Below are 22622 nucleotides of genomic sequence, written 5' to 3' on the forward strand. Positions count from 1 at the left end.
GATTAAAGCCTTTAAATTCAATGAATTGCAGATGGCACGCGGCTTGCTCAAGGATAAATAAGGATAGTTATCCATAATCGCGCCACGAGTGCATGACCGCCATGCAGGGAGTCTCCATGAAAAAAGTTCTGCAACCGCTAGCCTGGTATCTGGTCCTGACCTCGGTACTGGCCCTGGCCAGTGGCGTCGCCTTGAGTTTCGCCACCGACGTAGCGCTGGCCGCCAGCGGCGATCACCAGCACGGCGCCAACGCGCACCTGCCACTGCCGCCGCCAGGACAGAAATGGGCCACCGATCAACCCTTGCGTGAGGGCATGGCCCACATCCGCACAGCGGTCGAACAGGCACTGCCGACAACTCAGACGCCGATCGGTGTTACTCAGGCCAGCGAGCTGGCACTGATCATCGAAGCCGAGGTTGCCTCGATGATCAGCCACTGCGCGCTGCCGGAACAGGCCGATGCGACCCTGCACGGCCTGTTCGGTGAGCTGCAGCAGGGCAGCGAAGCCCTGCAGGCCAATGGCGACTCTGAACAGGCCATGCTCAGGGTGGTGACTACGCTCAACCGCTATCCGCACCTGTTCGACGATCCTGCCTGGCAGACGCTGGCTATGCCCACGCAGCATTGAGTCGCGGCAGCCCCAGGTGGGCTGCCTGATAGAACTTCGTTGACCAAGCAAGATCGATTCATCAGCCCGTCACGCCCAGGGCCGATCTTCACGCCAAACAATCAGGATGTCCTTTATGGTGCTTCATCGCGTTCATCACCAGATTCTCCGCAGTCACCACTTGTTCGAGCCGTTGAACGAAGAGCAGATGGATGAGTTGATGAGCACCAGTCAACTGCTCAGCATCGACAAGGGCGAGCCGCTGTTCCGCCAGGGCGAACCGGCCCATTCGTTCTATTTCGTCATCGCCGGCGCAGTGAAGATCTACCGCCTCACGCCGGATGGGCAGGAGAAGGTGTTCGAGGTCATCGGCAACCGGCAGACCTTCGCCGAAGCCATGATGCTGATGGACACGCCCAATTACGTCGCCTCGGCCGAGGCGGTGTGCCCCACGCAGCTCTACCGCATCGCCAACAGCACCTACATGCGCCTGCTGCAGAGCAATAGCCGGCTGACCTTTGCCCTGCTCGGCAAGCTCTGCGTGCGCCTGCATCAGCGGGTCAACGAGATCGAAACCCTGTCGCTGAAGAACGCCACTCACCGCGTGGTGCGCTACCTGATCACCCAGCTCGCGCGCCAGCCGGACGCGGGCAACAGTTTCGAGTTGCCAATGGCCAAGCAGTTGATCGCCGGACACCTGTCGATCCAGCCGGAGACCTTTTCACGGATCATGCGCCGCCTGATTGACGAGGAAATCATCTCCCAGGAAGGCCGCCAGATCGCTATTCTCGATCGCCTGCGCCTGGAACAGTTCGAATGAAATGCCTGCCCTCGCGCCTGAGCGAACAATGAGCGGTTGCCATGTCTAAATGCCTGTATTGCCAACAAGACAACCCGGTCCAGCAACCTGAATGCCGCAACTGCGGCATGCCGCTGCCGGCTCTGGCCGACAGCGCCGGCGAACGGCGGCAGCGGCGCTTCCTGTGGTTCTGCATCGGCCTGACCGCATTCTGCGCCGCAATGATCGTCTGGTTGCCGCGCAGCATCGCCTGAGCCGTGACGCGGTGCGCGTGCGCCCCCTACAGAAGCCTCCGTTCATCCACATCTCTGGTCGTCGAGGTGACAGAGGTTGTACCTGTTACCCCTCCACAGGACACGCGGATCAGCGCGGGGCCGATGCCACCGCCGATGGTGCCCGCAGGCTGGTGTTGGCCGATGGCAGGCACACTACAAGTTTCGCAGCTAAGTCACGCCGCCATCCAGCACCAGACCGAGCCGCAGGAGCGGGAGCAGGCATCAGGCGCTCTCCACCCCCACCCGGATCACCCCGGTATCGATGGCCAGATGCACCAGTTCGGCTTGTGAGCCGACCCGCAGCTTGTTCTTCAGCAGGGTCATGTAGTTGGACACCGTCTTGCCGCTGATACACAGCTTTTCCGCGATAATGCGGCTGGGTATGCCTTTGGCAAGCATTACGAAAATCTCGAATTCTCGCTGGGTCATGTCGCGCAGACGCGGGTCGATGCTGCCCTGATGCACTGGGTTGCAGGCCAGATGGGTGGCCAGCGGCTGCTCGATATAGGCATGCCCGGCCAGGGTCCGCTTGACTGCCTCGAGCAATACTTCCGGCGGCGAGGTCTTGGTCAGATAGCCGATCGCTCCGGCGTCCAGCGCCTGCCGCACCAGCGGCAATTCGTCATGCATGCTGAAGAACAACACCCGCAGTTGCGGCAAGCGCTGGCGCAGACGCCGGGTGGTTTCCAGGCCGCTGATGCCAGGCAGGCCGATGTCCATGATCACCAGATTGGGGATTTCTTCCTGCACCCGTTGCAGGGCCTGCTCGCCATCGCAGGCTTCGAGGACCTGCACGTCGGGCAGCAAGGCACGCAACAGGCTGGCATAGCCCTGGCGCACCACGGAGTGATCGTCGACCAGCAGGATCTTCATTGATCATTGCCCTTCAAGTGGAATACTCAGGCACAGCACCCAGCCGGCGCCGGGTCGACTGTTCAGGCGCAACACGCCGCCGAGGCAGCGCGCCCGCTCGCGAATCGAACGCAGGCCGATGCCCGCGCGCTGTGGCATCTGCGCGCCGATACCGTTGTCGCGCACCAGCAGACGCAAGCGCCCACCCTGGTATTGCAGGCGCACGCGCACTTCGCTGGCCTGGGCATGGCGGGCCACATTGGTCAGGGCTTCCTGGACCAGGCGATACATATGGGCTTTGCTCGGCAATGGCAGTTGCGGCAGGGCTTCGCTCAACAACAGCCGGCAACGCACCCCCTGGGTGGTTTGCCAGTCCTGCGTCAGCTGTTGCAGCGCCTCACCCAACTCGAGACGCTCGAGCACCAGCGGATAGAGATCGCGGATCAACGCACGAAAACCCTCCTGCAACTGCTGACAATTATCTTCCAGGCATTGCGCGGTGCTCCTTACCGCCTCCGGCTGATCGGCCACGGCACGCAGCAGGCAGGCCTGGGCGCGGATGCCACTGAGGTATTGGCCCAGGTCGTCGTGCAGGGTTTGCCCCAGGCGGGTGCGCTCGCGCTCTTGCAGGGCCAGCAGAGCCTGGGTCAGCTCGGCATTATCCACCTGCACCTGCTGCAAGGTGGTGGCCATGGAATTGAAATGCCCGGCCAATTGCCGGGCCTCGGGCAAGCTGTGCGTTTGCAGACGCGCATCGAGCTGCCCCTGGGTCACTCGCTGCAGGCCGCCGAGCAGTTCATCCAGCACCCGCAGGCCACGGCGCACCGCCCAGCGAATGGTCAGCAGACTCAACACCAGCGCCAGGGCACTGAGCACCAGTAGCTGCAGCAGGGAATCCCAGACTTCGTCGATCTCATCCTCGGGGTCGACGGTAATCTGCACCTGACGCCCGTCAGTCATCTGCAATAGCAGCGCAGGTTGCCGGGCCCTGAGCAGATGCTGGCCCAGCCAGCGATCCAGCCAACCGGGCTCGCTCTCGAGCGCCGTCTGCCCGACCTCCAGCCATTGCACGCGCACATGGCGCAGGCTGTCGGCCAGTCCCGGTTGCAAGCTTGCGGGGTCGCGCAACGCGGCCTCATGCAGGTACTCGACCATAGCTTCGGCGGCCTGCATTTCACGCTGCACATCGTAGCTGGCCTGACGCAGCAGCAGCGCCAGTCCGGCTGCGCTCACCAGGACGAAGAACAGGGTGACCAGCAGATTGATCCGCCGCAGCGCCGACATGACTTACTTGACCACGAAGTAACCGAGCATCCCCTTGCCTTCCAGGCCCTTGGCGAAGAAGCGGAATTTGCCGGGTTTGATCGGCACGAAGAAGATTTCCGCCTCGCCGGCATCCTCGAACTCGAGTTCGGTGAGGGTGATCGCCTTGATCTCCACGCCACCGGCTTCGACCTTGCGCAGGAAGATCGAAGTGGCGAATTCCGGCGCCTGGAATGCGTATTCCTTCTGCCCGCTGGCGATGATCTTCAACTGGTAGGCCTTGCCGGTTTCCAGTTGGTATTCCATCTGCGACATGCCGTAATCGCTTTCTGCGTTGCCCAGCACCAGGTCCGGCAGCGCAGTGCCACGACGGGTCAGGTCGCCGGCGGCATAGATATTGTCGAAGCCGATCAAGCTGCAAATCAGTAACAAGGGGAGAAACAGCGCTTTGAGAATACGCATGGCCAACACCTATTATTGTTATGGGTCGATACAGTCATGCTAGAACCCCTTGCCCTGCGCGGGTTTACTACCTTGGTACCGCCCGCCTGGTACTTTGTACATATTTCCCCGCCCGCTCTCTGTTCCTATGCTGGCAACACCTACACAGGAGTTGTCCATGCGCCAGATCAGTCGTCATCTCTTGCTCTGTGTCGCCGTCACCCTCGGTTATGCGGCCATGAGCCAGGCCAACAGCCCGCCAGCCGAGCTGCAAGTGCGCATCGGCTACCTGGCCTACGTCCCGGAAACCGGGCCGCTGCTGTCCAATGTCATCCCAGAACCAGAGGATGCCGGCCGGCGCGGCGCCGAACTGGCGATCGCCGACAGCAACAGCACCGGGCGTTTCCTCAAGCATGCCTACAGCCTCGACGTCGCCGAGCATGACGACAGTGAAAGCCTGCTTGAGGCCGCCACCGCGCTGCATGGCCAAGGCGTGCGCTTATTTGTCGTCAACGCCCCCGCGGCGACCCTGCGTCAGCTCAGCCAATCGCTCGATGACAGCCTGCTGATCAATGCCGGCAGTGCCGACGACACCCTGCGCCGGAGCGAATGCCTGGCCAACGTGCTGCACACCCTGCCCAGCAGGGCGATGCTTGCCGATGCCCTGGCGCAGTTTCTTACCGTGCGCAAATGGCAACGCTGGCTGCTGATCACCGGACCGACCGAAGACGATCAGGCCTATGCCGCCGCCTTGCGCCGGGCGGCCAAGCGCTTCGGCCACCAGATAGTCGCGGAGAAGACCTGGAGCTTCGACAACGACCAGCGCCGCAGCGCCCAGGCCGAGATGCCGCTGTTCACCCAGACCAAGGAATACGACGTGGTACTGGTGGCCGACGAGCGCGGCGACTTCGGCGAATACCTGCCCTACCAGACCTGGTACCCGCGCCCGGTGGCCGGCACCCAGGGCCTGACCCCGACCGGCTGGCACAAGACCGTGGAGACCTATGGCGCCGCGCAGTTGCAGAAGCGCTTCGAGGCCCACGCCCAGCGCTGGATGAACGACCGCGACTTCGCCGCCTGGCTCGCCGTGCGCAGCATCGCCAGCGCGGTGAGCAAACTGCGTCAGAGCGACGCCGGCGCGATCCGCGCCCTGGCTCTGAGCGATCAACTGCCGCTGGACGGTTTCAAGGGCCGCAAGCTGAGTTTCCGTAGCTGGAACGGCCAACTGCGCCAACCCATTCCTCTGGTGCACCCCCGGGCGCTGGTCAGCAACTCGCCACAGGAAGGCTTTCTGCATCCCAGCAGCGAGCTGGACAGCCTCGGCTACGACGCACCGGAAGTCAGCTGCACGCTGGCTGCTTCATCCTGAATCCACCTTTGAATAACAAGAGGAATAATCCCATGCGTATCGCCTTGCTCGCCGCGAGCATCAGCCTGGCCCTGGCCAGCACTTCGAGCCTCGCCGCCACTGCCTATGTGTCCAACGAGAAGGACGACAGCGTCAGCGTGATCGACCTCAGCACCATGGAAGTCACTGCCACCCTGGACGTCGGTCAGCGCCCGCGCGGCCTGCTGCTGTCCAGCGACAACAAGCTGCTGTACATCTGCGCCAGCGACTCGGACCGGGTCCAGGTGATGGACCTGGCCACGCGTAAGATCATCAAGGAACTGCCCTCCGGCGCCGACCCGGAGCAGTTCGCCCTGCACCGCAACGACCGCTGGCTGTATATCTCCAACGAAGACGATGCGCTGGTGACTGTGGTCGACACCCAGAGCGACGAGGTGCTGGCGCAGATCGATGTCGGCGTCGAACCCGAAGGCATGGCCGTCAGCCCCGATGGCAAGTGGGCGGTCAACACCAGCGAAACCACCAACATGCTGCACTGGATCGACACCGGCAGCCACACCCTGGTCGACAACACTCTGGTCGACCAGCGCCCGCGGCATGTCGAGTTCGACGGCGACGGCAAGCGCCTGTGGGCCTCGGCCGAGATCGGCGGCACGGTAACGGTGATCGACGTCGCCAGCCGGCAGATCGAGAAGGTGCTGACCTTCCAGATCAAGGGCGTGCACCCGGACAAGGTGCAACCGGTCGGGGTCAAGCTCAGCGCCGACGGCAAGCTGGCCTTCGTCGCCCTCGGCCCAGCCAACCATGTGGCGGTGGTCGACGCCAAGACCTATGAAGTGCTCGATTACCTGCTGGTCGGCCGGCGCGTCTGGCACCTGGCCTTCACCCCGGACCAGAAGCAACTGCTGACCACCAACGGCGTCAGCAGTGACGTTTCAGTAATCGACGTCGAGTCGCTCAAGGTAACCAAGTCGATCCAGGTCGGCCGTTATCCCTGGGGCGTGGTCATCACCCCGTGAACGCCCTCGAGGTCAATGCCGTCGGCTTCGCCTATGGCGCTCGCCAGGCTCTGCAGGGCGTCGGTTTCAGTGTCGCGCCCGGCAGCTTCGCCGCGCTGCTGGGGCCGAATGGCGCCGGCAAGTCGACCCTGATCGCCCTGCTCACCCGCCTCTATGACCTGCAGCAGGGCGATATCCAGGTGATGGGCTGCAGCCTGCGCCAGCAACCGCGCCAGGCTTTGCGCCAACTCGGCGTGGTGTTCCAGCAGAGCACCCTGGATCTGGATTTGAGCGTCGAGCAGAACCTGCGCTACCACGCGGCCCTGCACGGTATGGCCAAGCCATTGGCCGGTACCCGAATCGACGAGGAGCTGGCGCGCCAGCAGCTCGGCGAACGGCGCCATGAAAAGGTTCGCGACCTCAATGGCGGCCACCGCCGCCGCGTGGAAATCGCCCGCGCCCTGCTGCACCGGCCGCGCCTGCTGTTGCTCGACGAAGCCAGCGTCGGCCTCGACCCGGCCAGCCGCCTGGCACTCAACCGGCATGTGCGCCAGCTCTGCCGCGACGATGGCCTGGCCGTGCTCTGGACCACCCACCTGCTCGATGAAGTGCAGGCCAGCGACGAGCTGCTGATCCTCAACCGCGGGCGCCTGGTGGCCCAGGGCCTGGCCAGCCAGATCGGCGCCGACGACGCCAGCCTGGCTGCCACCTTCGAACGCCTGACGACGGAGGTCACATGAGGCATCTCGTAGGGTGCGCCGCGCGCACCATGGACGCGACCCCTAACCTGCCGGTGCGCACAGCGCACCCTACCCGTCCGCATCGTCCGATAGAGAGTGCGCCATGAACGCCTACTGGTACTGCCTGCAGGGCATCGTGCAACGCGAATGGCTGCGCTTCGTGCTGCAGCGTTCGCGCTTCTTCAGCGCCCTGGTGCGCCCGCTGCTGTGGCTCTTGGTGTTCGCCGCCGGCTTTCGCGCGGCGCTGGGCATCGCCATCATTGCGCCCTACGACACCTACATCACCTACGAGACCTACATAGTCCCTGGGCTGGCCTGCATGATCCTGCTGTTCAACGGCATGCAGGGCTCGCTGTCGATGGTCTACGACCGCGAGATGGGCAGCATGCGCGTGCTGCTGACCAGCCCGCTGCCCCGCGCCTTCCTGCTCGCCAGCAAACTGCTGGCGATCGCCCTGATCTCGCTGCTGCAGGTCTATGCCTTTCTCGCCATCGCCTGGTTCTACGGGGTGCAGCCGCCGATCTGGGGCCTGCTCGCTGCCCTGCCCGCGTTGCTGCTGGTGGCGCTGCTGCTCAGCGCCCTGGGCCTGCTGCTGTCCAACGGTATCCGCCAGCTGGAGAACTTCGCCGGGGTGATGAATTTCGTGATCTTCCCGCTGTTCTTCCTCTCCTCGGCGCTCTACCCACTGTGGAAAATGCGCGAGGCCAGCGAATGGCTGTACTGGCTCTGCGCGCTCAACCCCTTCACCCATGCAGTGGAGCTGGTGCGCTTCGCCCTCTACCAGCGCCTGAGCCTCAGTGCCCTGCTGATCTGCCTGGGCCTGACCGCGTTGTTCGCCGTGCTCGCCGTAGTCACCTTCAATCCGCAACATGCCGCGCTGCGCCGGGCTAACTAAGCGGCGAACCCCATCGTTCCCAGGTTTCGCGCGGGCATGCAGGCCCAAACGCTCTGCGCCTGCCTAAGCCGCTCGCCCCTCCTACACAAGCCATCCGATCGCTCCCACGTCGAGGCGGCGAAACGCCCGCGTGGGCACGCCCCCGAGACGCTCCGCGTCTGTCGCCAGAGGACGCGGAGCGTCCGCGACGAGGTTACTGCGCGGAGCCTGGCAAGCATCAACCAACCACCTGCGTCTCGATAAAACAGCCATTTGCTATTATCCCTCTACTACTTTGGTACTGCTTTTCCTCTCCAATGTAGAATTTCCAAAGCAGGGGTATTGCTCTGTAATACGCACACAAAAAGAACCGAGACTTAAGGCGATGAAGCACTGCCTAGCCCTATCAACGGGTCTTCCACTGATCGCATGCCTGCTGCTGGCCGCCCCGGTCCAGGCGGAGACTGCGCTGTTTTCCGTGGATGGCTATCGCCTCGGCCATTACCGCAGCCCCACACCGGCACACACCGAGCACGCGCGCACTCTCGACACCCGGGCCGTGCAACATCTGCTCAACGAACAACCGCAGACCCAACTGATCGACGTATACCGGCGCCCGTGGCTGCATGGTCAGTTCATCGAGGATCAAGTGCACGCCAACCTGCCCGGCAGCCTCTGGCTGGCCAACACCGGCGACGGCGAGCTGAGCAGCCAATGGCAAGACTACTTCAGCCACCACCTGCAACTGGCCAGCCATGGCGACAAAGGCTGGCCGCTGGTGTTCTACTGCCGCTCCGACTGCTGGCTGGGCTGGAACGCGGTCAAGCGCGCCCATAGCCTGGGTTACCGCAACCTCTACTGGTACCGCGACGGCATCGACGGCTGGCAGCAGGCCGGTTTGCCCCTGGTCCGCGCACAACCGCTCGTCCTGCCGTAACCCTGCAGCATTTCCCTACGGCTATAGCCACACCATAATCAAAACAATGAGGTGAAAGGCCATGTACAAGATTCTGATTGCCGACGACCATCCGCTGTTTCGCGAAGCCATCCACAATGTCATCAGTGACGGCTTCCCCGGCAGCGAAATCATGGAAACCGCTGACCTCGACAGCGCCCTGGCCATGACCCTGGAAAACGACGACCTCGACCTGATCCTGCTCGACCTGAACATGCCCGGCATGCACGGGCTGAACGGGCTGATCAACCTGCGCAACGAAGCACCGACCATCCCGGTGGTGATCGTCTCCGCCGAGCAGGACAAGCAGATCGTCCTCCAGGCCATCACCTATGGTGCCGTCGGTTTCATCACCAAGTCCTCGCCGCGCGCGCAGATGACCGATGCCATCCAGCAGATCCTCAACGGCAACGTCTACCTGCCGCCGGACATCATCCGCTCACAAAAAACCAGTTCCCACCGCAACCACTCGGACCACCACGGCTTCCCTCAGGAACTGCTGCAAGCCCTGACCCGCAAGCAACTGCTGGTGCTGGAGCGCATGACCAAAGGCGAATCGAACAAACAGATCGCCTACAGCCTGGACATCGCCGAAACCACGGTCAAAGCCCACGTCTCCGCCATCCTGCGCAAGCTCAACGTGCATAACCGCGTACAGGCGATCCTGTCGGCGGGCGATATCGATTTCGCCGCCTATTTGCGCCGGTGAGCCCCATCCCCGACGCCTCGTAGGGTGCGCCGTGCGCACCGCCGACGGCCGGGACTTCCGTCGAATGGCCCGTTCCGCATTGCCCTCCTCCGACGCCTGGCCGGTGCGCCCGGCAGCGACAGATCAAGCCGGTGCGCGCGGCCTAGGCGGCCCCGCACACCCTGCGGTGGCGCCGCTCCGGGTAGGGTGCGCTGCGCGCACCGCGACTGGCCGCGGAGTTAACCCCGCCCCTGCTCCAGCAAATGGCTCATCGCCGTCTTCAGCTTCATCGGCCGTACCGGCTTGTGCATCAGGGTATGGCCGAGTTCGCGCATCTGCTGCTTGAGTTCGTTGCTGTAGTTGGCGGTGATCATCAGCGCTGGTAGTGGTGTGCTGCGCCTGGAGTTGATCAGGGCCACGGCATCGACGCCGTTATGGCCATCGTCGAGGTGGTAGTCGGCGATCAGCAGGTCGGCGTCGGCATGGTAGTTGTCGACCTGGCGCGCCAGGTCCTCCTCCGACAGCGCGGTGACCACCTGACAGCCCCAGGTTTCCAGCAGGGTACGCATGCCGGCGCAAATCGCCGCATCGTTATCCAGCACCCAGATGCGCGAACCGCTGAGGCGCTCGAGCAGCAGGTCAGGCGCGTCATGCACCACCCGGGCGCGTGGTGCGAGGGTGGTCAGGGGTACTTCGATGGCGAACATCGAGCCCTTGCCCAGCTGCGAGGACACACGGATGCGATGGCCGAGCATGCGCGCAATCTTGTCGACGATAGCCAGGCCCAGGCCGAGGCCACGGTCCTGTTTGCGGTGGGTCACGTCACCGCGTTTGAACTCCTGGAAGATTTCGCCGAGTTTGTCGTCGGCGATGCCGATGCCGGTGTCCCAGACCTCGATCGACAGGCTCTGCCGGTGCCTGCGGCAACCGAGCAGGATGCGCCCGCTGGTGGTGTAGCGGATGGCGTTGCTCAGCAGGTTGCGCAGGATCCGCGCGAGCAACTGGATGTCACTGCGCACCAGCGCCGAGCTGGCCACGAAGTCCAGGCACAGGCCTTCGCTGCTGGCGATCTGGTGGTACTCGGCGGCGAGGTTTTCCAGCAGTTCGCTGACGGCGAAGGGGGCGATATCCGGTTTGATCACCCCGGCATCCAGCTTGGAGATATCCACCAGGGTGCCGAGCAGGCTCTCCACATCCTCCAGGGAATTGCTGACGTTGCGCACCAGCGCGGCACTGTCGGCCAGTTCGCGCTTCTCCAGCAGCGCGCTGGTGAACAGCCGTGCGGCGTTCAAGGGCTGCAACAGGTCGTGGCTGACGGCGGCGAGGAATTTGGTTTTCGACAGGTTGGCCTGTTCGGCCTCACCCTTGGCTTCACGCAGGCGTGCTTCCATCTGCGTGCGCTCGTCGATTTCGCAGCGCAGTTGGGCATTGAGGTCGGTGAGTTCGGCGGTGCGTTCGCGCACCCGCTGTTCCAGGTGTTGATAGGCCTGATGCAAGGCCTCGGCGGTGCGTCGGCGCTCGGTGATGTCGCGGATCAGCACGAAGATGCCGAGCACCTCGCCGCTGGCCTGACGATTGGGCACATAGGAACGCAACATATAGCGCTCCTGGCCGTTGTGGTTGGTTTCCGCCACCTCGAAGGTCACGCTTTCGCCGGACAAGGCCCGCTCGATATAGGGCTCCAGGCGCCGGCAATGTTCTTCGTTGTGCACCTCGCGCAGGCTCTGGCCGAGCATGGCGCCACGCGGCCAGCAGTACCATTCCTCGTAGACCTTGTTGGTGAACTCGTAGACCAGATCGGCATTCAGGTAGGCGATCAGCGCCGGCACGTGGTCGGTGATCAGGCGGATCCAGCGCTCGCTTTCGCTGAGCGCTTCGGCATGTCGATAGCGCTCGGTGATGTCGGTGAACGTGTTGACGAAGCCACCAGTGGGCAGTGGATGGGTGCGCACCTCGAGCATCCGTCCGTCGAACAGGCGCAGTTCCAGTTCCTCGATGGGCTTGCCGCTGGCATCGCGGCTGTCGGGGGTCAGCAGTTGCAACTCGCTGTCGGCCATCACCTCGGCGAAGGGCCGATGGGCGTTGATCGGTGCCAGGCCGCAGAGGTCGAGAAAGCGGTGATTCCACAGCTCCAGCTGGCCCTCGGCATTGACCATGGCCATGCCTTGCGACAGGTTGTCCATGGCGCGCTGCAACAGCCGCGACTTCTGCGCCAGGGCCTGCTCGCGGCGCAGGGTTTCGTTGAGTTTGACCTCGGTAATGTCGGTGTAGAGGATCACCAGCCCGCCCTCGCGGGTCGGCCGCTCGCTGACCTGCACCCAGCGCCCGTCGCGCAGGCGGTAGAGCATATGCTCGCCGTCCTTGCCGCGCTGCTCCTCGACCACCAGGCCGGTGCTCTTGCTCAGGCGCTTGATCTCCGTCAGCCGGGTACCCGCGCTGATGCGTGCACGGCTGTGCTCCCAGAACGACTTGAAGCGACTGTTGAACAGGACGATGCGCTGTTCGCTGTCGAACAGCACGAAGCCATCGGAGATGCTCTCGATGGCATCGATCAGATGCTGGTGGGCGGTTTCCGCACGCAAACGCGCATCGCTGAGCAATTGGTTGCTGGACTTCAGCTCGGCCATCGCCTGGTTCAGCGCATCGGTGCGTTCGCGCACCTGTTCGGCGAGTACCACCGAATGCTGGAAGGCCGCGTAGGCATCGTCGCCGCGGGAGTGGACCGACTCGACCCGTTCGATCAGCGCGGTATTGATGCGCTTGAGCTTGTGGTTATCCCTTTCCAGCGCCGCACAGCGGGCTTGCAGCTCGGCGACATCAGCCTCGACCGGGACGGCCAATGGCGACTCCAGTGAAGGTTTGGTTGATGTGCATACCATTGAACTGCTCCCCGTAGGTATTGAACCCTATGACTTGCTGGCTACGCAGGAAGGCCGAAACCGGCTCGACGCCACCGTCGTCCTCGATTTCCAGGCGGCGCAGAAAACAATCGCAACCGATGGTCAGCAGCAAGGGGCCGAGGCGCTCGCGCAGACCGTCGAACAGATTTTCCAGATTGGGCAATAGCGGCCCGGGACGCATGGCAGTGAGGACGATGCCGTTCTCCACCGCACAATAGAAACTCAGGCTGAGGTCCTCGTTGACCCGCTGGATCGAACGCACGTAGTACTGGTCGCTGATCCGCACGGCCAGGGGGTTGGCGGCGAATACCCGATGATCGAGGGCCTCCAGCGGCACGCCGATCAACTCGGCGTATTCCTGCGCGGCCGGGGCCGCATTCAACTCAAATACCCGGCGGCTGGCGCTGTCGGCCCGGGTGACCACCAGTTTCTCGGCGCAGGGTTCGATGTGATGGGTGCTGAACACCTCGAAATCCAGCCAGGTGTTGAACAGCACCACCACTGCCGCGCCGGTGTGGAACTGGCCGCCGTAGTAGACGTGGGTATGGGTCAGATGATTGTCGTCGCCGGCCGAACCGCCGAAATGTGGAATGCTGCCGAACGCCGCGCTGAGTGCGCCGAGCACCACCTCCTCGCGGCTGGACAAGCCATCGAGCAGGGTCAGGGCGAAGCTGTGACCCTTGATCGAGGCCAGTTCGTTGGTACGGCAATCCTTGGCCAGACGTTCGACCAATTGCTGGGCGTCGATCAGGCTGAAACGCTCCATCTCGTCGATCAAGGCACTGGAAATCGAGAAACTGCGGTGATCGAAGCCCACCGCACTGACGCAGCCGCGGCCATAGCCTTGTGGGGTTATTTCGCCGGCGCTGGTGCAGCCGACCAGGCTGATGCCGCCGAAATACTGATCCAGCGCCTCGCCGAGGCTTTCCAGGTCATATTCCGCCGAACAGAAGAACAGCACAAAGCCTAGGTGCGGGTGAATCAGCTGGCGCGCCAGTTCCTGCGCCACCAGCTCCACATCCGTGGCGCTAGAGGTCGCGGTGACGACGCCTTCAGTCCGTTCCTGCTGCATAGCTTGCCCCAATAAAAAACCCACCTGTCATGGGATGATTCTACGAAGCTCTCCGGTTATGCCCCATGCAACTTGAGTCCTGTCGGCCTACTCCCTAAGTAGTGGTGCATCACAGCATCAGGAGGACAACGGCCAGAACAGCAGGGTCAGCAACAATAATCCGGCGTAGAAGGCGATTTCCAGCGTCTCGCTGAGCGGCTGGATACGCCGCAAGGCGCCATAGACGTGCACCACGATCATCATCAGCGCCGTGGCGGCGAGCAGTTCAAAAACCGTGTGAATGGCTTCACCCGTTAGGGCGGCGCGCAGCATCACGGCTTCGAGGATCAGGATAAATGCACCCAGACAGCGGCCGAAATACACCGCCAGGTCAGTCTGCGTGGGTATCCGCCACCCCATCAACCGGGCCCAGGTCAGCGGAACGAGAAAGATCGGTAAAGCAAAGACCAGCGTGGTCGCGACGGTCAGGATCAGCAGGTAATCAGCCGCCGAATCACTCCATATCCCCAGCATCGGTGCATCCTTTCATGAACCTTGGGTAAGTACGGCGCACTCAGAGGCAGCGCATCAGCACAATCGGCAGGGCGAGGAACAAGCCGGTTACCGGAAGCAGAATCAGCAACAAATCCAGGCTATCGATCAGCATTTCCACCTCCATCAAGGGCAACAGCCCCCAGGCGCCCCACTGGCGCCTACAAATAAAAACCGGACAGGTTTGCCCTGTCCGGTTGTTTCACCGCACGAATTACCAGTTCAGTACGGCACCGACGGCGAAGGTGTCGGTGTCTTCGTTCAGACCGCTGCCGGTGGCGGCGTCGATCTCGAACTGGTTGTATTCGGCAACCAGCTTGAGGTTGTCGTTGATGGTGCGGAAGTAGGCAATGCCGCGGGTCTCGTAGTCGGCGGCGGTGCCCAGGCCGTTACCGTCGTCCTCGGTCTTGCCGTAGGACAGCGCCACGCGGTTCTTGCCGAAGGTGTAGGAGGTCTGCAGCAGGTAACCGTCGCTGTCCACTTCGCGCAGCGTGGCCTGACCGGCGTTGTTGGTATAGAACGGGTTCATACCCTCGGCCTGGAAACCCGAACCGGTTACCGAGAAGCCGCCTATCTTGGCCTGGACGCCATAACCAAGACCCTGCGAGGTAACCGAGTCGACGTCGGAATCGGTGTTGTCCGAAGTCTGGTGGGCACCGTTGATCCAGGAGTAGATCTTCGCGCCGGCCACTTCGAACTCGTAGGTGATCTCGGTTTCGAAGCGCGGGCTCTCCTGGTAGGCCTTGCCGTCAGCGTCGATCTGGTTGGAGTCGTAGGGATCCATGATCCCGGCGGCCACCCGCAAGCCGCCCATTTTCGGACTGCGGTAGGTGATCTGCGCGGTAGGGAACGGATAGGGATAACCGCTGCCGATATTGCCGAAGGACACCCCGCCGAAGTCGACCAGACCGAGGGTATCGCTGACCTGGCCATAACCGGACAGCAGTTCGTCGAGGAAGATGTTGGAACGGGCGAACAGGCCGAAATCCTTACCCACCAGCACTTCGCCCCACTCGCTACCCACGGTACCGTAGAACTGCCGCACGTCGATGGCAGTGCTGGTGCCGTTCTGTTCACTGTCGTTGATGGTGACCCAGAACGAAGAACGCGCGCCGAGTTTCAGGTCGTCGACCTGCTTGCCGAAGTTGAAACCGATCCAGTTGGGCAGAAAGCCCATCTTCACCCGCGACTGGCGACGGTCGAAGGTGTCACCCTCGCGATCCACATCGCTGTTGACGTAGAAGGCGTTGATATAGCCATCGGTGGAGAAGGTGGTGTCGTCCTGGTCATACAGGACGATTTCTGCGGCCGCTTGCTGGGCTGTTGCCAGTGCGACGGCGGCAGTCAGAGCCAGAGGCAGGAATCGGGTGTTGGCGATCTTCTTGTTGTTCATAACGCTCTCCGCTTGAGGGACGACCATCGGTCAGTCGGTTCGGAGGCGATTATCGAAAAGCATGGCGCCCGGCCATACGCTGCTATGGCGCTGGTTGCCTGCTGCTTTGGCCGGTCTCGGCGGCGCGCACAATAAGACGTAAGACCTGGCCAGACTATGGAGCAAGCCAAAGGTCGTAGGCCTTTGTTGCGAAGCGCACGACGATCTGACGCCAGACCGGCGACATACCCGGGGCGGAGAAATATAAGGAGGAAGTAGCGCAGCTGATCAGCTTGGCGATGACCAACCCGATGTCGGCGTGGCGGCAGTGGCCAGTACCCGCCAACCACCCTGAGCCTCGCTCAGTCGACGATGGGCATCCAACAGCTGCGATCGTTCGAGCTTCGCCAAGGCCTGCAACACGGCCATCTCGTGCTGCCCGGACAAGCCGGCCAGGTGTGCTTGCCAGTGCCGTTCGGCAAGCTCCTGCAGACTGCTCGTTTGCGCCTGCCGGCGCAGCTCGGCGGCCATCAGCATCAAAGCCCGATCATCGATTGCTGCCAGGCGCTCACCCTGGGTCTGAAGAAAGGCCTCGATATGCTCGAGGACTTGTTCCGCCGACGCATGTGGCGACTGCACGGCAAATAGAATGCCGCGATGCGCCTGCACCTGGCGGAATCCGCAAAATACCGCATAGCCCAGTTGCAGCTCACTGCGCAGACGCCGGAAAAAATCCCCCTGGGAAAACTGCGCGAGCAATCGCCAAGCAGCCTCGGTCGCGGCATCCGTGGCCGGCAACGGGCAGAACAGCAGCAACGCCGAGTCACTGCAATCGATAACGGCGTCTTGCCAGTAACGCCCGGCAGGCCCCATTGCCGGCGCGTCAGCCGTATGCAGCGGCGCTACCGAGTGGAACATTCGCTCGATCTCGGCTTGGCCGGCGGTATCGACCCCCACGCCCAGACCGTCGAACCGCGCCTGCCGGTAGCACTCGTGCAGACGTTGCGGGTTCAAGGTGGCGCACTCGCGCCAGGGCGGCGCGAACAACTCGGGCAAGCGTCTGAGCAACTGACGAAAAGGCATCTCGGCTTGCGCCCGAGCTGCAGCCTGTCGGGCCTCGCGCCGGCCTTGCGGCCAGGCACCAGGCGCGGGGCGAAGCAACACTGGCAGCACCTGTTGCATTACCGCAGGCAACAAACCCACAGGTCCGTGCAGCGACAGTTGCCACCCCTCATCCCGGGCGACCAACTGCAAGGCGACCCCAACCTCCGCCGCATCGGCCTCCAGGCTACGCAACGCCACCCCGAGCAGTGCCTGCAACATGACTGCGTCGACCCGCTCGGCCAGACTACAGCGCCAGTAAAGCACGCCTTGTCCGGCCGAGGCTTGAGCTGGCAACCAACGCACCCGGGCCTCGATGCCAAGAGCAGGCACCACAGCAGCTGCAGGGTCGAGAAACGGATTGGCCGGCGGCAACTGCCACGCCCAGGTACAAGACGCTGCGCTTACCGGCGGCTCGGACTGCATGTGCAAGGCAAAGCCAGGCGCCGGCCAACTCGGCATTGACTCGGCGCTGGCGAATAGCCTGACCAGTCGCCGAGCATCCTGCATCTGCTCCAGCACCGCAGCCATCGCGACCTGGCCTGCCCCGCTCAAGCCGTCACCCGGATCCCAGTCAGCCGCCAGGCAATCCTGCCAATGAATGGCCAGGGCCAGTGGTGGCAAGCTGTGTCGGCGACAATGCTGGATCGCCCGATAGCGCTCATGCAACGCCTCGCCCTGACCGGCAGCAGCAAAGAAACCCAGCCAGCCCAGTACGGCGGCCACAACCGCTGCCTGGCTTGCGCCCGCCTCGTCGACGCCAGCAACGCTCAACAGCAACATGGCCTGATCGGCGTAGCGATACACCACCCGACTCTGCAACGCCTGGCACATGCCTGCCTCGCGCAAGCCGGCGAGCAAACCGCCCGGCGCCTCGGAACGCAGCCAGGTCTGCAGAAAATCCAGTGCCGCGTCCAAGCCAGGCGGCGCCCATTCGAGGGCGAACGCCAATTGCAGGGATGACACACCAGCGGGCTGGGTCATGCGCAACTGCTGCACCCGCAACGGTAATAACGGTGCCGGGGACGACTGCCGCTGCCTGCCGCGTCCCGGCAACGTTGCGCCGCGATGCCGGGCCAGCTCATTCAGCACATCGGTCGTCTGCGGGCCAACCAACAGCAGCGACAGTTGTCCGGCCTGGTAGAAACGCTGGTGAAATGCCTGCAACGCCTGCTGGAACGCGGCCTGTTCGACGGCCAGGGTGTCACGGTTGCCGGCCTGGAAAGCCGCAAAGCGGTGTCCGACTGGCAACGCCTGGCCCAGCGCCACCGACACCAGGGTGTCGGGATCCTGGCCGCGGGCGAGAAACTCGGCATGCACCACCTCGCGCTCGCGCAACTGCGACGCCTCCTCCAGCAGCGGATTGGCCAGCATGTCGAGCAACCGCGCCAGCGCCTCGTCGAGCCACTCCGCCGGCACCTCACAGAAATAATCGGTGTGCCGCGCCTGGGTCGAGGCATTGACCTGCCCGCCACAGGCCTGCACGAACGCCATCAGACTATGCTCGACGGCAAAGCCGCTGCTGCCGAGAAACAACAGGTGCTCGAGAAAATGCGCCATGCCGGGGTATTCATCCGGCTCGTCATGGCTGCCCGCGGCGACCCGCACGCTGATCGCCGCCTTGGCCGTACCCGGCAGGCTGAGCACGGCCACCTGTAGCCCGTTGGCCAACTGCCGGGACTCGGGCAGGGCAACCTTGACCGGCGGTAAGTTACAGGCGGCAGGCATAACGCGACTCGGCTCTGACAGATTTCGACATTTCAGCATCAAGCACCGGACGCGTGAAGGGCAATAGTGCTTTGGACGTAGCCGACTGTTTTTTTCCACAACCGTAATGCCGCTTGCGCCCTACGCACCGTCTCAGGCTCAGCGCGGCCAAAAGGCCGGGTAAAGAGTAGATAGCCCGGATAAACCGCGCTGCGTACGAGCGCAGGAAGACATCGGCTAGCGTCGCGGCCGCCAGGTCATCAGCAACGGCTCAGCCGCCGCTGGCGTTCATGAAGCGCAGGATTTTCACCTCGCCAGCGGCGCTGAATTCGTGGCGCAGTGGTTTGCGTTGCAGCGCCTGCTGCACCGCGTCGATGATCGGTTGATCGTCCAGCGGGTAGCGGCGCACCAGGGCGCGCAGGTCGATGGCGTTTTCATGGCCCAGGCACAACAACAGGCGGCCTTCGACGGTCAGGCGCACGCGGTTACAGGTGCTGCAGAAGTTGTGTGAATTCGGTGAAATGAAGCCGATACGGGTAGCCGCATGCTCCTTCAGGCGCATGTAGCGCGCCGGTCCGCCGCTGTGTTCGGCGCTGTCGAGCAGGGCATGGCGGCTGCCGATCAGCTTGCGTACCTCTTCGCTGGAGCAGTACGACTCGCCGCGCGAACGGCCGACATCGCCCAGGGGCATTTCTTCGATGAAGCTGATATCCAGCTGTTTGGCGATGGCGTAGTCGACCAGGTCGAGCACTTCATCGAAGTTGCGTCCTTTCATGACGACCGCGTTGAGCTTGATCCGCTCGAAGCCGGCATCGCGCGCCGCTTCGATGCCGTCCAGTACCTGGCGCAGGCTGCCGGTGCGGGTGATGCCGCGAAATTTGCCGGCATCCAGGCTGTCGAGGCTGATGTTCAGGCGCTTGACCCCGGCCTCGGCCAGCGGCCTGGCCAGCTTGACCAGTTGCGAGCCGTTGCTGGTCATCACCAGTTCGCGCAGGCCGGGCAAGGCGGCGATGCGTTGGCACAGCTCGACGATGCCGTTGCGCACCAGGGGTTCGCCGCCGGTCAGGCGGATCTTCTTCACTCCCAGGCCGACGAACAGCGCCGCCAGCCGATACAGTTCCTCGATCCCGAGCACCTGCTGACGTGGCAGGAAGGTCATGTCTTCGGCCATGCAATAGACACAGCGAAAATCACAACGGTCGGTAACCGACATGCGCAGGTAATCGACTGTGCGGCCGAAGCCATCCTGCAGTTGTGTGTCCATCGTTCCTCCGATAGCCGGGCTACCTATTGCTGTTAGCATCCAGCGTAAGGCCTGCGATCTCGTAGGGTGGATGACGCTTTATCCATCCACCAATTGCGGTGGTGGATGAAAAAGGTGTCATCCACCCTACCCACTTCCCGTAGCCCGGATGCAATCCGGGGAATTGCGCGCCGACAAGATTGTTCCCGGATTGCATCCGGGCTATGCATTACTGCAGCAGCGGCGAATCGGCGCCTTGCAAGTGGATGCCGACGATATCCGCCGCGCCAACCAGGGTTTGCAGATACTGGGCCACGGCCTTCTGCCATACGCCTTGTTGCAGCAGCGCGCGGATGGAGCCGGCGACCACCTCGTAGGGCAATTGCTTGCCTTCGATGCGCTGGTCGACGCTGACCACATGCCAGCCGTAGCGACTTTCAAGCGGTTGACCGGCCAGCCCGGCAGGCAGCTTGAACAGTTGCCGCTCGAACTCGGGCACGGTCTGGCCTTTGCTCAGTTGCCCCAACGCACCGGCCTGGGCCTTGGACGGACAGGCCGAGTGGGCCAGGGCCAGTTCGGCGAAACGACCGCCATCCTGACGCAACAGCTCGAGCAACTGATCGGCCTTCTCGCGCACCAGGCTGCGGGCCTCGGCATCGTCCGGGGCACATTCGAGCAGGATATGCCGCGCCGCCAGCAAGGGCGCGGTGACGTAGCGCGCCTGGTTGCTCTGGTAATAACGCTGGCAGCTGTGCTCGTCGCACTCCGGTAGCGCCACTTCCAGCTCGATCAGCTGGCGGGTGGCGGCCTCCTCCGCGCTTTCGCCGGGATCGGCCTGCACCGTCAAGCCCAGCTCGGCGATGCGCTGCTGCAGCAACTCACGGACCACCAGCGCCTGGGCGGCCAGAAACACCGCTTCCTCACGGTTTTGCGCCGGATGATATTGCAGCTCCTGGGCCATGGCCTCGGGCGCGATAGTCACGCCATTGACCGTGACCCGTGGCCATTCCTGCTCGCTGCTGGCGATCAGCGTAGGAGCTGACTCGACCTCTTCGGTGACTGCCTCAGGTTCATCGGCCGAGGGCCGCGATTCCGGGACTACCTCTTGTACGCCAGGGGCATCGATCATCAGATCGACTGGCGGCTTCTGTCCGCCGCAACCACCCTGCCCTGCATTGCCACCACCGCATCCGCATCCCATGACAAGTTCCTCGTTAATGCGTGAATCATCAGTTCATGTACCAGGCGTGTGCTGGGCCGCAGCGGATCGCCACCCGGCCCAGTACAGACGCTTAGAGCTCCTTGGCCTTGACCACACCCATCGCATAGCCGGGCTGCGGCGCTGGCGCGGGTGTTGCGCGACCAGGCTGGGCGAGCGGACGAACCTGCGGCCGTTGCGCGACCGGATGTACACCCTTCTGCCGGACGATCTGGTAGCGCCGCCCCAGGTACCACACCGGTGCGCTGATGATGTGCACCAGGCGGGTGAAGGGGAACAACACGAACAGGCTCAAGCCGAGGAACACGTGCAGCTTGTAGACCAGGCCCACCGGCGCGATGGCCGCAGCAGCTGCCATCGGTTGCAGGGTCACGGTGTACTGCGCCCAGTTGGCCAGCATCACCATCACCGAACCATCCATGTGGCTGGTCGAGGCGACGATAGTCAGCAGGCCCAGGACCAGTTGCACCAGCAGCACGACCAACACCAGCATGTCCGAGGTGCTGGAACTGGCCCGCACCCGCGGATCGCCGAGGCGACGCTTGAGCAGCATTACCAGGCCGATCAGGCAGAGAATGCCGAAGAAACCACCGGAGACCATGGCCAGCAGCTGCTTGTTCTGCGTGCTGATGACCGAGTGGTAGAGCGCCTCGGGCATCAACAGGCCGACAAAGTGACCGGCCAGGACGAACAGCACGCCGACGTGGAACAGGTTGCTGGCGATGCGCATGTAGCGTTGCTCGGCCGCCGAACGGGCGAAGATCTGGCTGGAGCCAGCCTTCCAGCTGTACTGCGACAGGTCGAAACGCGCCCAGCTGCCGATGATGCAGATGGCCAGGGCGATATAGGGATACACCCCGAACGCCAGCAGATTGATGTTAGACATTGCGCACCTCCTGAACCGGCTCGACGGCCGGCCCTTCTTGCTTGAAATCCACCCAGTGCAGCGGCACCGGCACGTCTTCGCGGGCCTTGCCCGGCGCACTCTGCATGCTCGGGCAGCGGTCCTGCTGCTCGGCCTGGAGGAAGTCCACGGCCTCCTCCTCCCAGATCTTGTCGAGGGCTTCGAGCGAGTCGTCACGCACCTCGGCGGCGACCTGCTCGCGCACCTCGGCCATGGCTTCCTGCGGCTCGACGCCGGCAATCTGCAAGAGCGCGCGGAAGCAGCTGGCATAGGCGCTTTCACGCTCATCCAGACGAGTGGCCAACAACGCCAGCAGGTGCGCGACATCGGCCAGGCCCTCGCGGGCCTCCAGGTCTTCGCGGGTGGAGAGGAACTCCAGGTACAGCGGGATATAGTCGGGCAGTTCCTTGATGCCGATGGTGAAACCGGCTTCCTCGTACTGCGCCATCATGTCGACCATGGCCTGGCCACGATCACGCGACTCGCCGTGGACGTGCTCGAACAGCAGCAGCGACAGCGAGCGACCACGACCGAACAACGCGCCGTAGTGCTCCTGGCCGTCCATCAGGTCGTTGTCGCAGATCAGCGCCAGCAGTTCGTGCAGCGCGCTGCGTTGCTGCGGGCTGATCTCACGAGTGGCGCTGATGGCCTGGGCGAGTTCGTCGCGAGCTTCCAGCAGCTGCTCGGTCGGGTAATCCAGCAACAGGGAAATCACCTTGAGAATTTGCATGC

At 63.3% G+C, this 22622-nt stretch carries 21 protein-coding genes; 9 read left to right on the forward strand and 12 right to left on the reverse strand.

Annotated features, from left to right (window positions below):
* Window positions 1-116: 116 nt before the first annotated feature.
* The 3 genes from R3355_RS10280 to R3355_RS10290 all read left to right on the forward strand — a co-directional run bounded on the left by R3355_RS10280 (window position 117) and on the right by R3355_RS10290 (window position 1661).
* The gene (locus R3355_RS10280; protein ID WP_318961101.1) at window positions 117-629 is read left to right on the forward strand and encodes a DnrO protein; all 513 of its coding nucleotides are present in this window, start codon (window positions 117-119) and stop codon (window positions 627-629) included.
* Between the two features lie 115 nt (window positions 630-744).
* A complete protein-coding gene (locus tag R3355_RS10285; protein WP_318961102.1) occupies window positions 745-1428 on the forward strand; it encodes a Crp/Fnr family transcriptional regulator in 684 nt (227 codons plus the stop codon).
* A gap of 41 nt (window positions 1429-1469) precedes the next feature.
* The gene (locus R3355_RS10290; RefSeq protein ID WP_318949095.1) at window positions 1470-1661 is read left to right on the forward strand and encodes a DnrP protein; all 192 of its coding nucleotides are present in this window, start codon (window positions 1470-1472) and stop codon (window positions 1659-1661) included.
* Between the two features lie 243 nt (window positions 1662-1904).
* Here the strand turns inward: R3355_RS10290 and R3355_RS10295 are convergent, their stop codons facing one another.
* From R3355_RS10295 to R3355_RS10305, 3 genes are read right to left on the reverse strand one after another with little or no spacing between them, the layout of a single operon-like run.
* Window positions 1905-2555, reverse strand: a complete 651-nt coding sequence (locus R3355_RS10295) for a response regulator transcription factor (protein WP_318961103.1) — start codon at window positions 2553-2555, stop codon at window positions 1905-1907.
* A gap of 3 nt (window positions 2556-2558) precedes the next feature.
* A complete protein-coding gene (locus tag R3355_RS10300; RefSeq protein ID WP_318961104.1) occupies window positions 2559-3818 on the reverse strand; it encodes a histidine kinase in 1260 nt (419 codons plus the stop codon).
* Between the two features lie 3 nt (window positions 3819-3821).
* The gene (locus R3355_RS10305) at window positions 3822-4259 is read right to left on the reverse strand and encodes a copper-binding protein (protein WP_318961105.1); all 438 of its coding nucleotides are present in this window, start codon (window positions 4257-4259) and stop codon (window positions 3822-3824) included.
* A gap of 157 nt (window positions 4260-4416) precedes the next feature.
* On the opposite strand from R3355_RS10305, the gene R3355_RS10310 reads away from it, so the two are divergent.
* From R3355_RS10310 to R3355_RS10335, 6 genes are all read left to right on the forward strand, one after another.
* Window positions 4417-5607 (forward strand): ABC transporter substrate-binding protein, encoded by a 1191-nt coding sequence (locus R3355_RS10310; RefSeq protein WP_318961106.1) that lies wholly within the window; start codon window positions 4417-4419, stop codon window positions 5605-5607.
* A gap of 32 nt (window positions 5608-5639) precedes the next feature.
* Window positions 5640-6605: a YVTN family beta-propeller repeat protein gene (locus tag R3355_RS10315; protein ID WP_318961107.1), complete on the forward strand. Its 966-nt coding sequence runs from the start codon at window positions 5640-5642 to the stop codon at window positions 6603-6605.
* Entirely contained in the window at window positions 6602-7324 is a 723-nt protein-coding gene (locus tag R3355_RS10320) for an ABC transporter ATP-binding protein (RefSeq protein ID WP_318945892.1), read from the forward strand. The genes R3355_RS10315 and R3355_RS10320 overlap by 4 nt, the downstream gene beginning before the upstream one ends.
* A 103-nt stretch (window positions 7325-7427) precedes the next feature.
* A complete protein-coding gene (locus tag R3355_RS10325) occupies window positions 7428-8219 on the forward strand; it encodes an ABC transporter permease (RefSeq protein WP_318961108.1) in 792 nt (263 codons plus the stop codon).
* Between the two features lie 364 nt (window positions 8220-8583).
* The gene (locus R3355_RS10330) at window positions 8584-9135 is read left to right on the forward strand and encodes a PQQ-dependent catabolism-associated CXXCW motif protein (protein WP_318961109.1); all 552 of its coding nucleotides are present in this window, start codon (window positions 8584-8586) and stop codon (window positions 9133-9135) included.
* A 61-nt stretch (window positions 9136-9196) separates the two neighbouring features.
* Window positions 9197-9862: a response regulator transcription factor gene (locus R3355_RS10335; protein ID WP_318945896.1), complete on the forward strand. Its 666-nt coding sequence runs from the start codon at window positions 9197-9199 to the stop codon at window positions 9860-9862.
* 218 nt (window positions 9863-10080) lie between these two features.
* Here R3355_RS10335 and nahK read toward each other — a convergent pair whose 3' ends face one another.
* From nahK to narJ, 9 genes are all read right to left on the reverse strand, one after another.
* Window positions 10081-12720 carry a hybrid sensor histidine kinase/response regulator NahK/ErcS' gene (gene nahK / locus R3355_RS10340; protein ID WP_318961110.1) on the reverse strand — a complete coding sequence of 880 codons (2640 nt, stop codon included), beginning with the start codon at window positions 12718-12720 and terminating at the stop codon, window positions 10081-10083.
* On the reverse strand, window positions 12659-13813 hold the full coding sequence (gene nosP / locus R3355_RS10345) for a nitric oxide-sensing protein NosP (protein ID WP_318961111.1): 1155 nt from the start codon (window positions 13811-13813) through the stop codon (window positions 12659-12661). The genes nahK and nosP overlap by 62 nt, the downstream gene beginning before the upstream one ends.
* Before the next feature lie 117 nt (window positions 13814-13930).
* Complete coding sequence (locus tag R3355_RS10350; RefSeq protein ID WP_318961112.1) at window positions 13931-14326, reverse strand: hypothetical protein; 396 nt, start codon at window positions 14324-14326, stop codon at window positions 13931-13933.
* A 232-nt stretch (window positions 14327-14558) separates the two neighbouring features.
* A complete protein-coding gene (locus R3355_RS10355; protein ID WP_318961113.1) occupies window positions 14559-15737 on the reverse strand; it encodes a porin in 1179 nt (392 codons plus the stop codon).
* A gap of 267 nt (window positions 15738-16004) precedes the next feature.
* A complete protein-coding gene (pqqF, locus tag R3355_RS10360; protein ID WP_318961114.1) occupies window positions 16005-18545 on the reverse strand; it encodes a pyrroloquinoline quinone biosynthesis protein PqqF in 2541 nt (846 codons plus the stop codon).
* Between the two features lie 250 nt (window positions 18546-18795).
* Window positions 18796-19788, reverse strand: a complete 993-nt coding sequence (moaA, locus tag R3355_RS10365) for a GTP 3',8-cyclase MoaA (RefSeq protein ID WP_318961115.1) — start codon at window positions 19786-19788, stop codon at window positions 18796-18798.
* Between the two features lie 208 nt (window positions 19789-19996).
* The gene (locus R3355_RS10370) at window positions 19997-20968 is read right to left on the reverse strand and encodes a peptidylprolyl isomerase (RefSeq protein WP_318961116.1); all 972 of its coding nucleotides are present in this window, start codon (window positions 20966-20968) and stop codon (window positions 19997-19999) included.
* Window positions 20969-21059: 91 nt separating this feature from the next.
* Entirely contained in the window at window positions 21060-21872 is an 813-nt protein-coding gene (narI, locus tag R3355_RS10375) for a respiratory nitrate reductase subunit gamma (protein ID WP_318961117.1), read from the reverse strand.
* Entirely contained in the window at window positions 21865-22620 is a 756-nt protein-coding gene (gene narJ / locus R3355_RS10380; RefSeq protein WP_318961118.1) for a nitrate reductase molybdenum cofactor assembly chaperone, read from the reverse strand. Before narJ ends, narI begins: the two co-directional genes overlap by 8 nt.
* Window positions 22621-22622 lie beyond the last annotated feature (2 nt).

It is taken from the genome of Pseudomonas sp. (genome assembly GCF_033723075.1).
Classification (GTDB): Bacteria; Pseudomonadota; Gammaproteobacteria; order Pseudomonadales; family Pseudomonadaceae; genus Aquipseudomonas.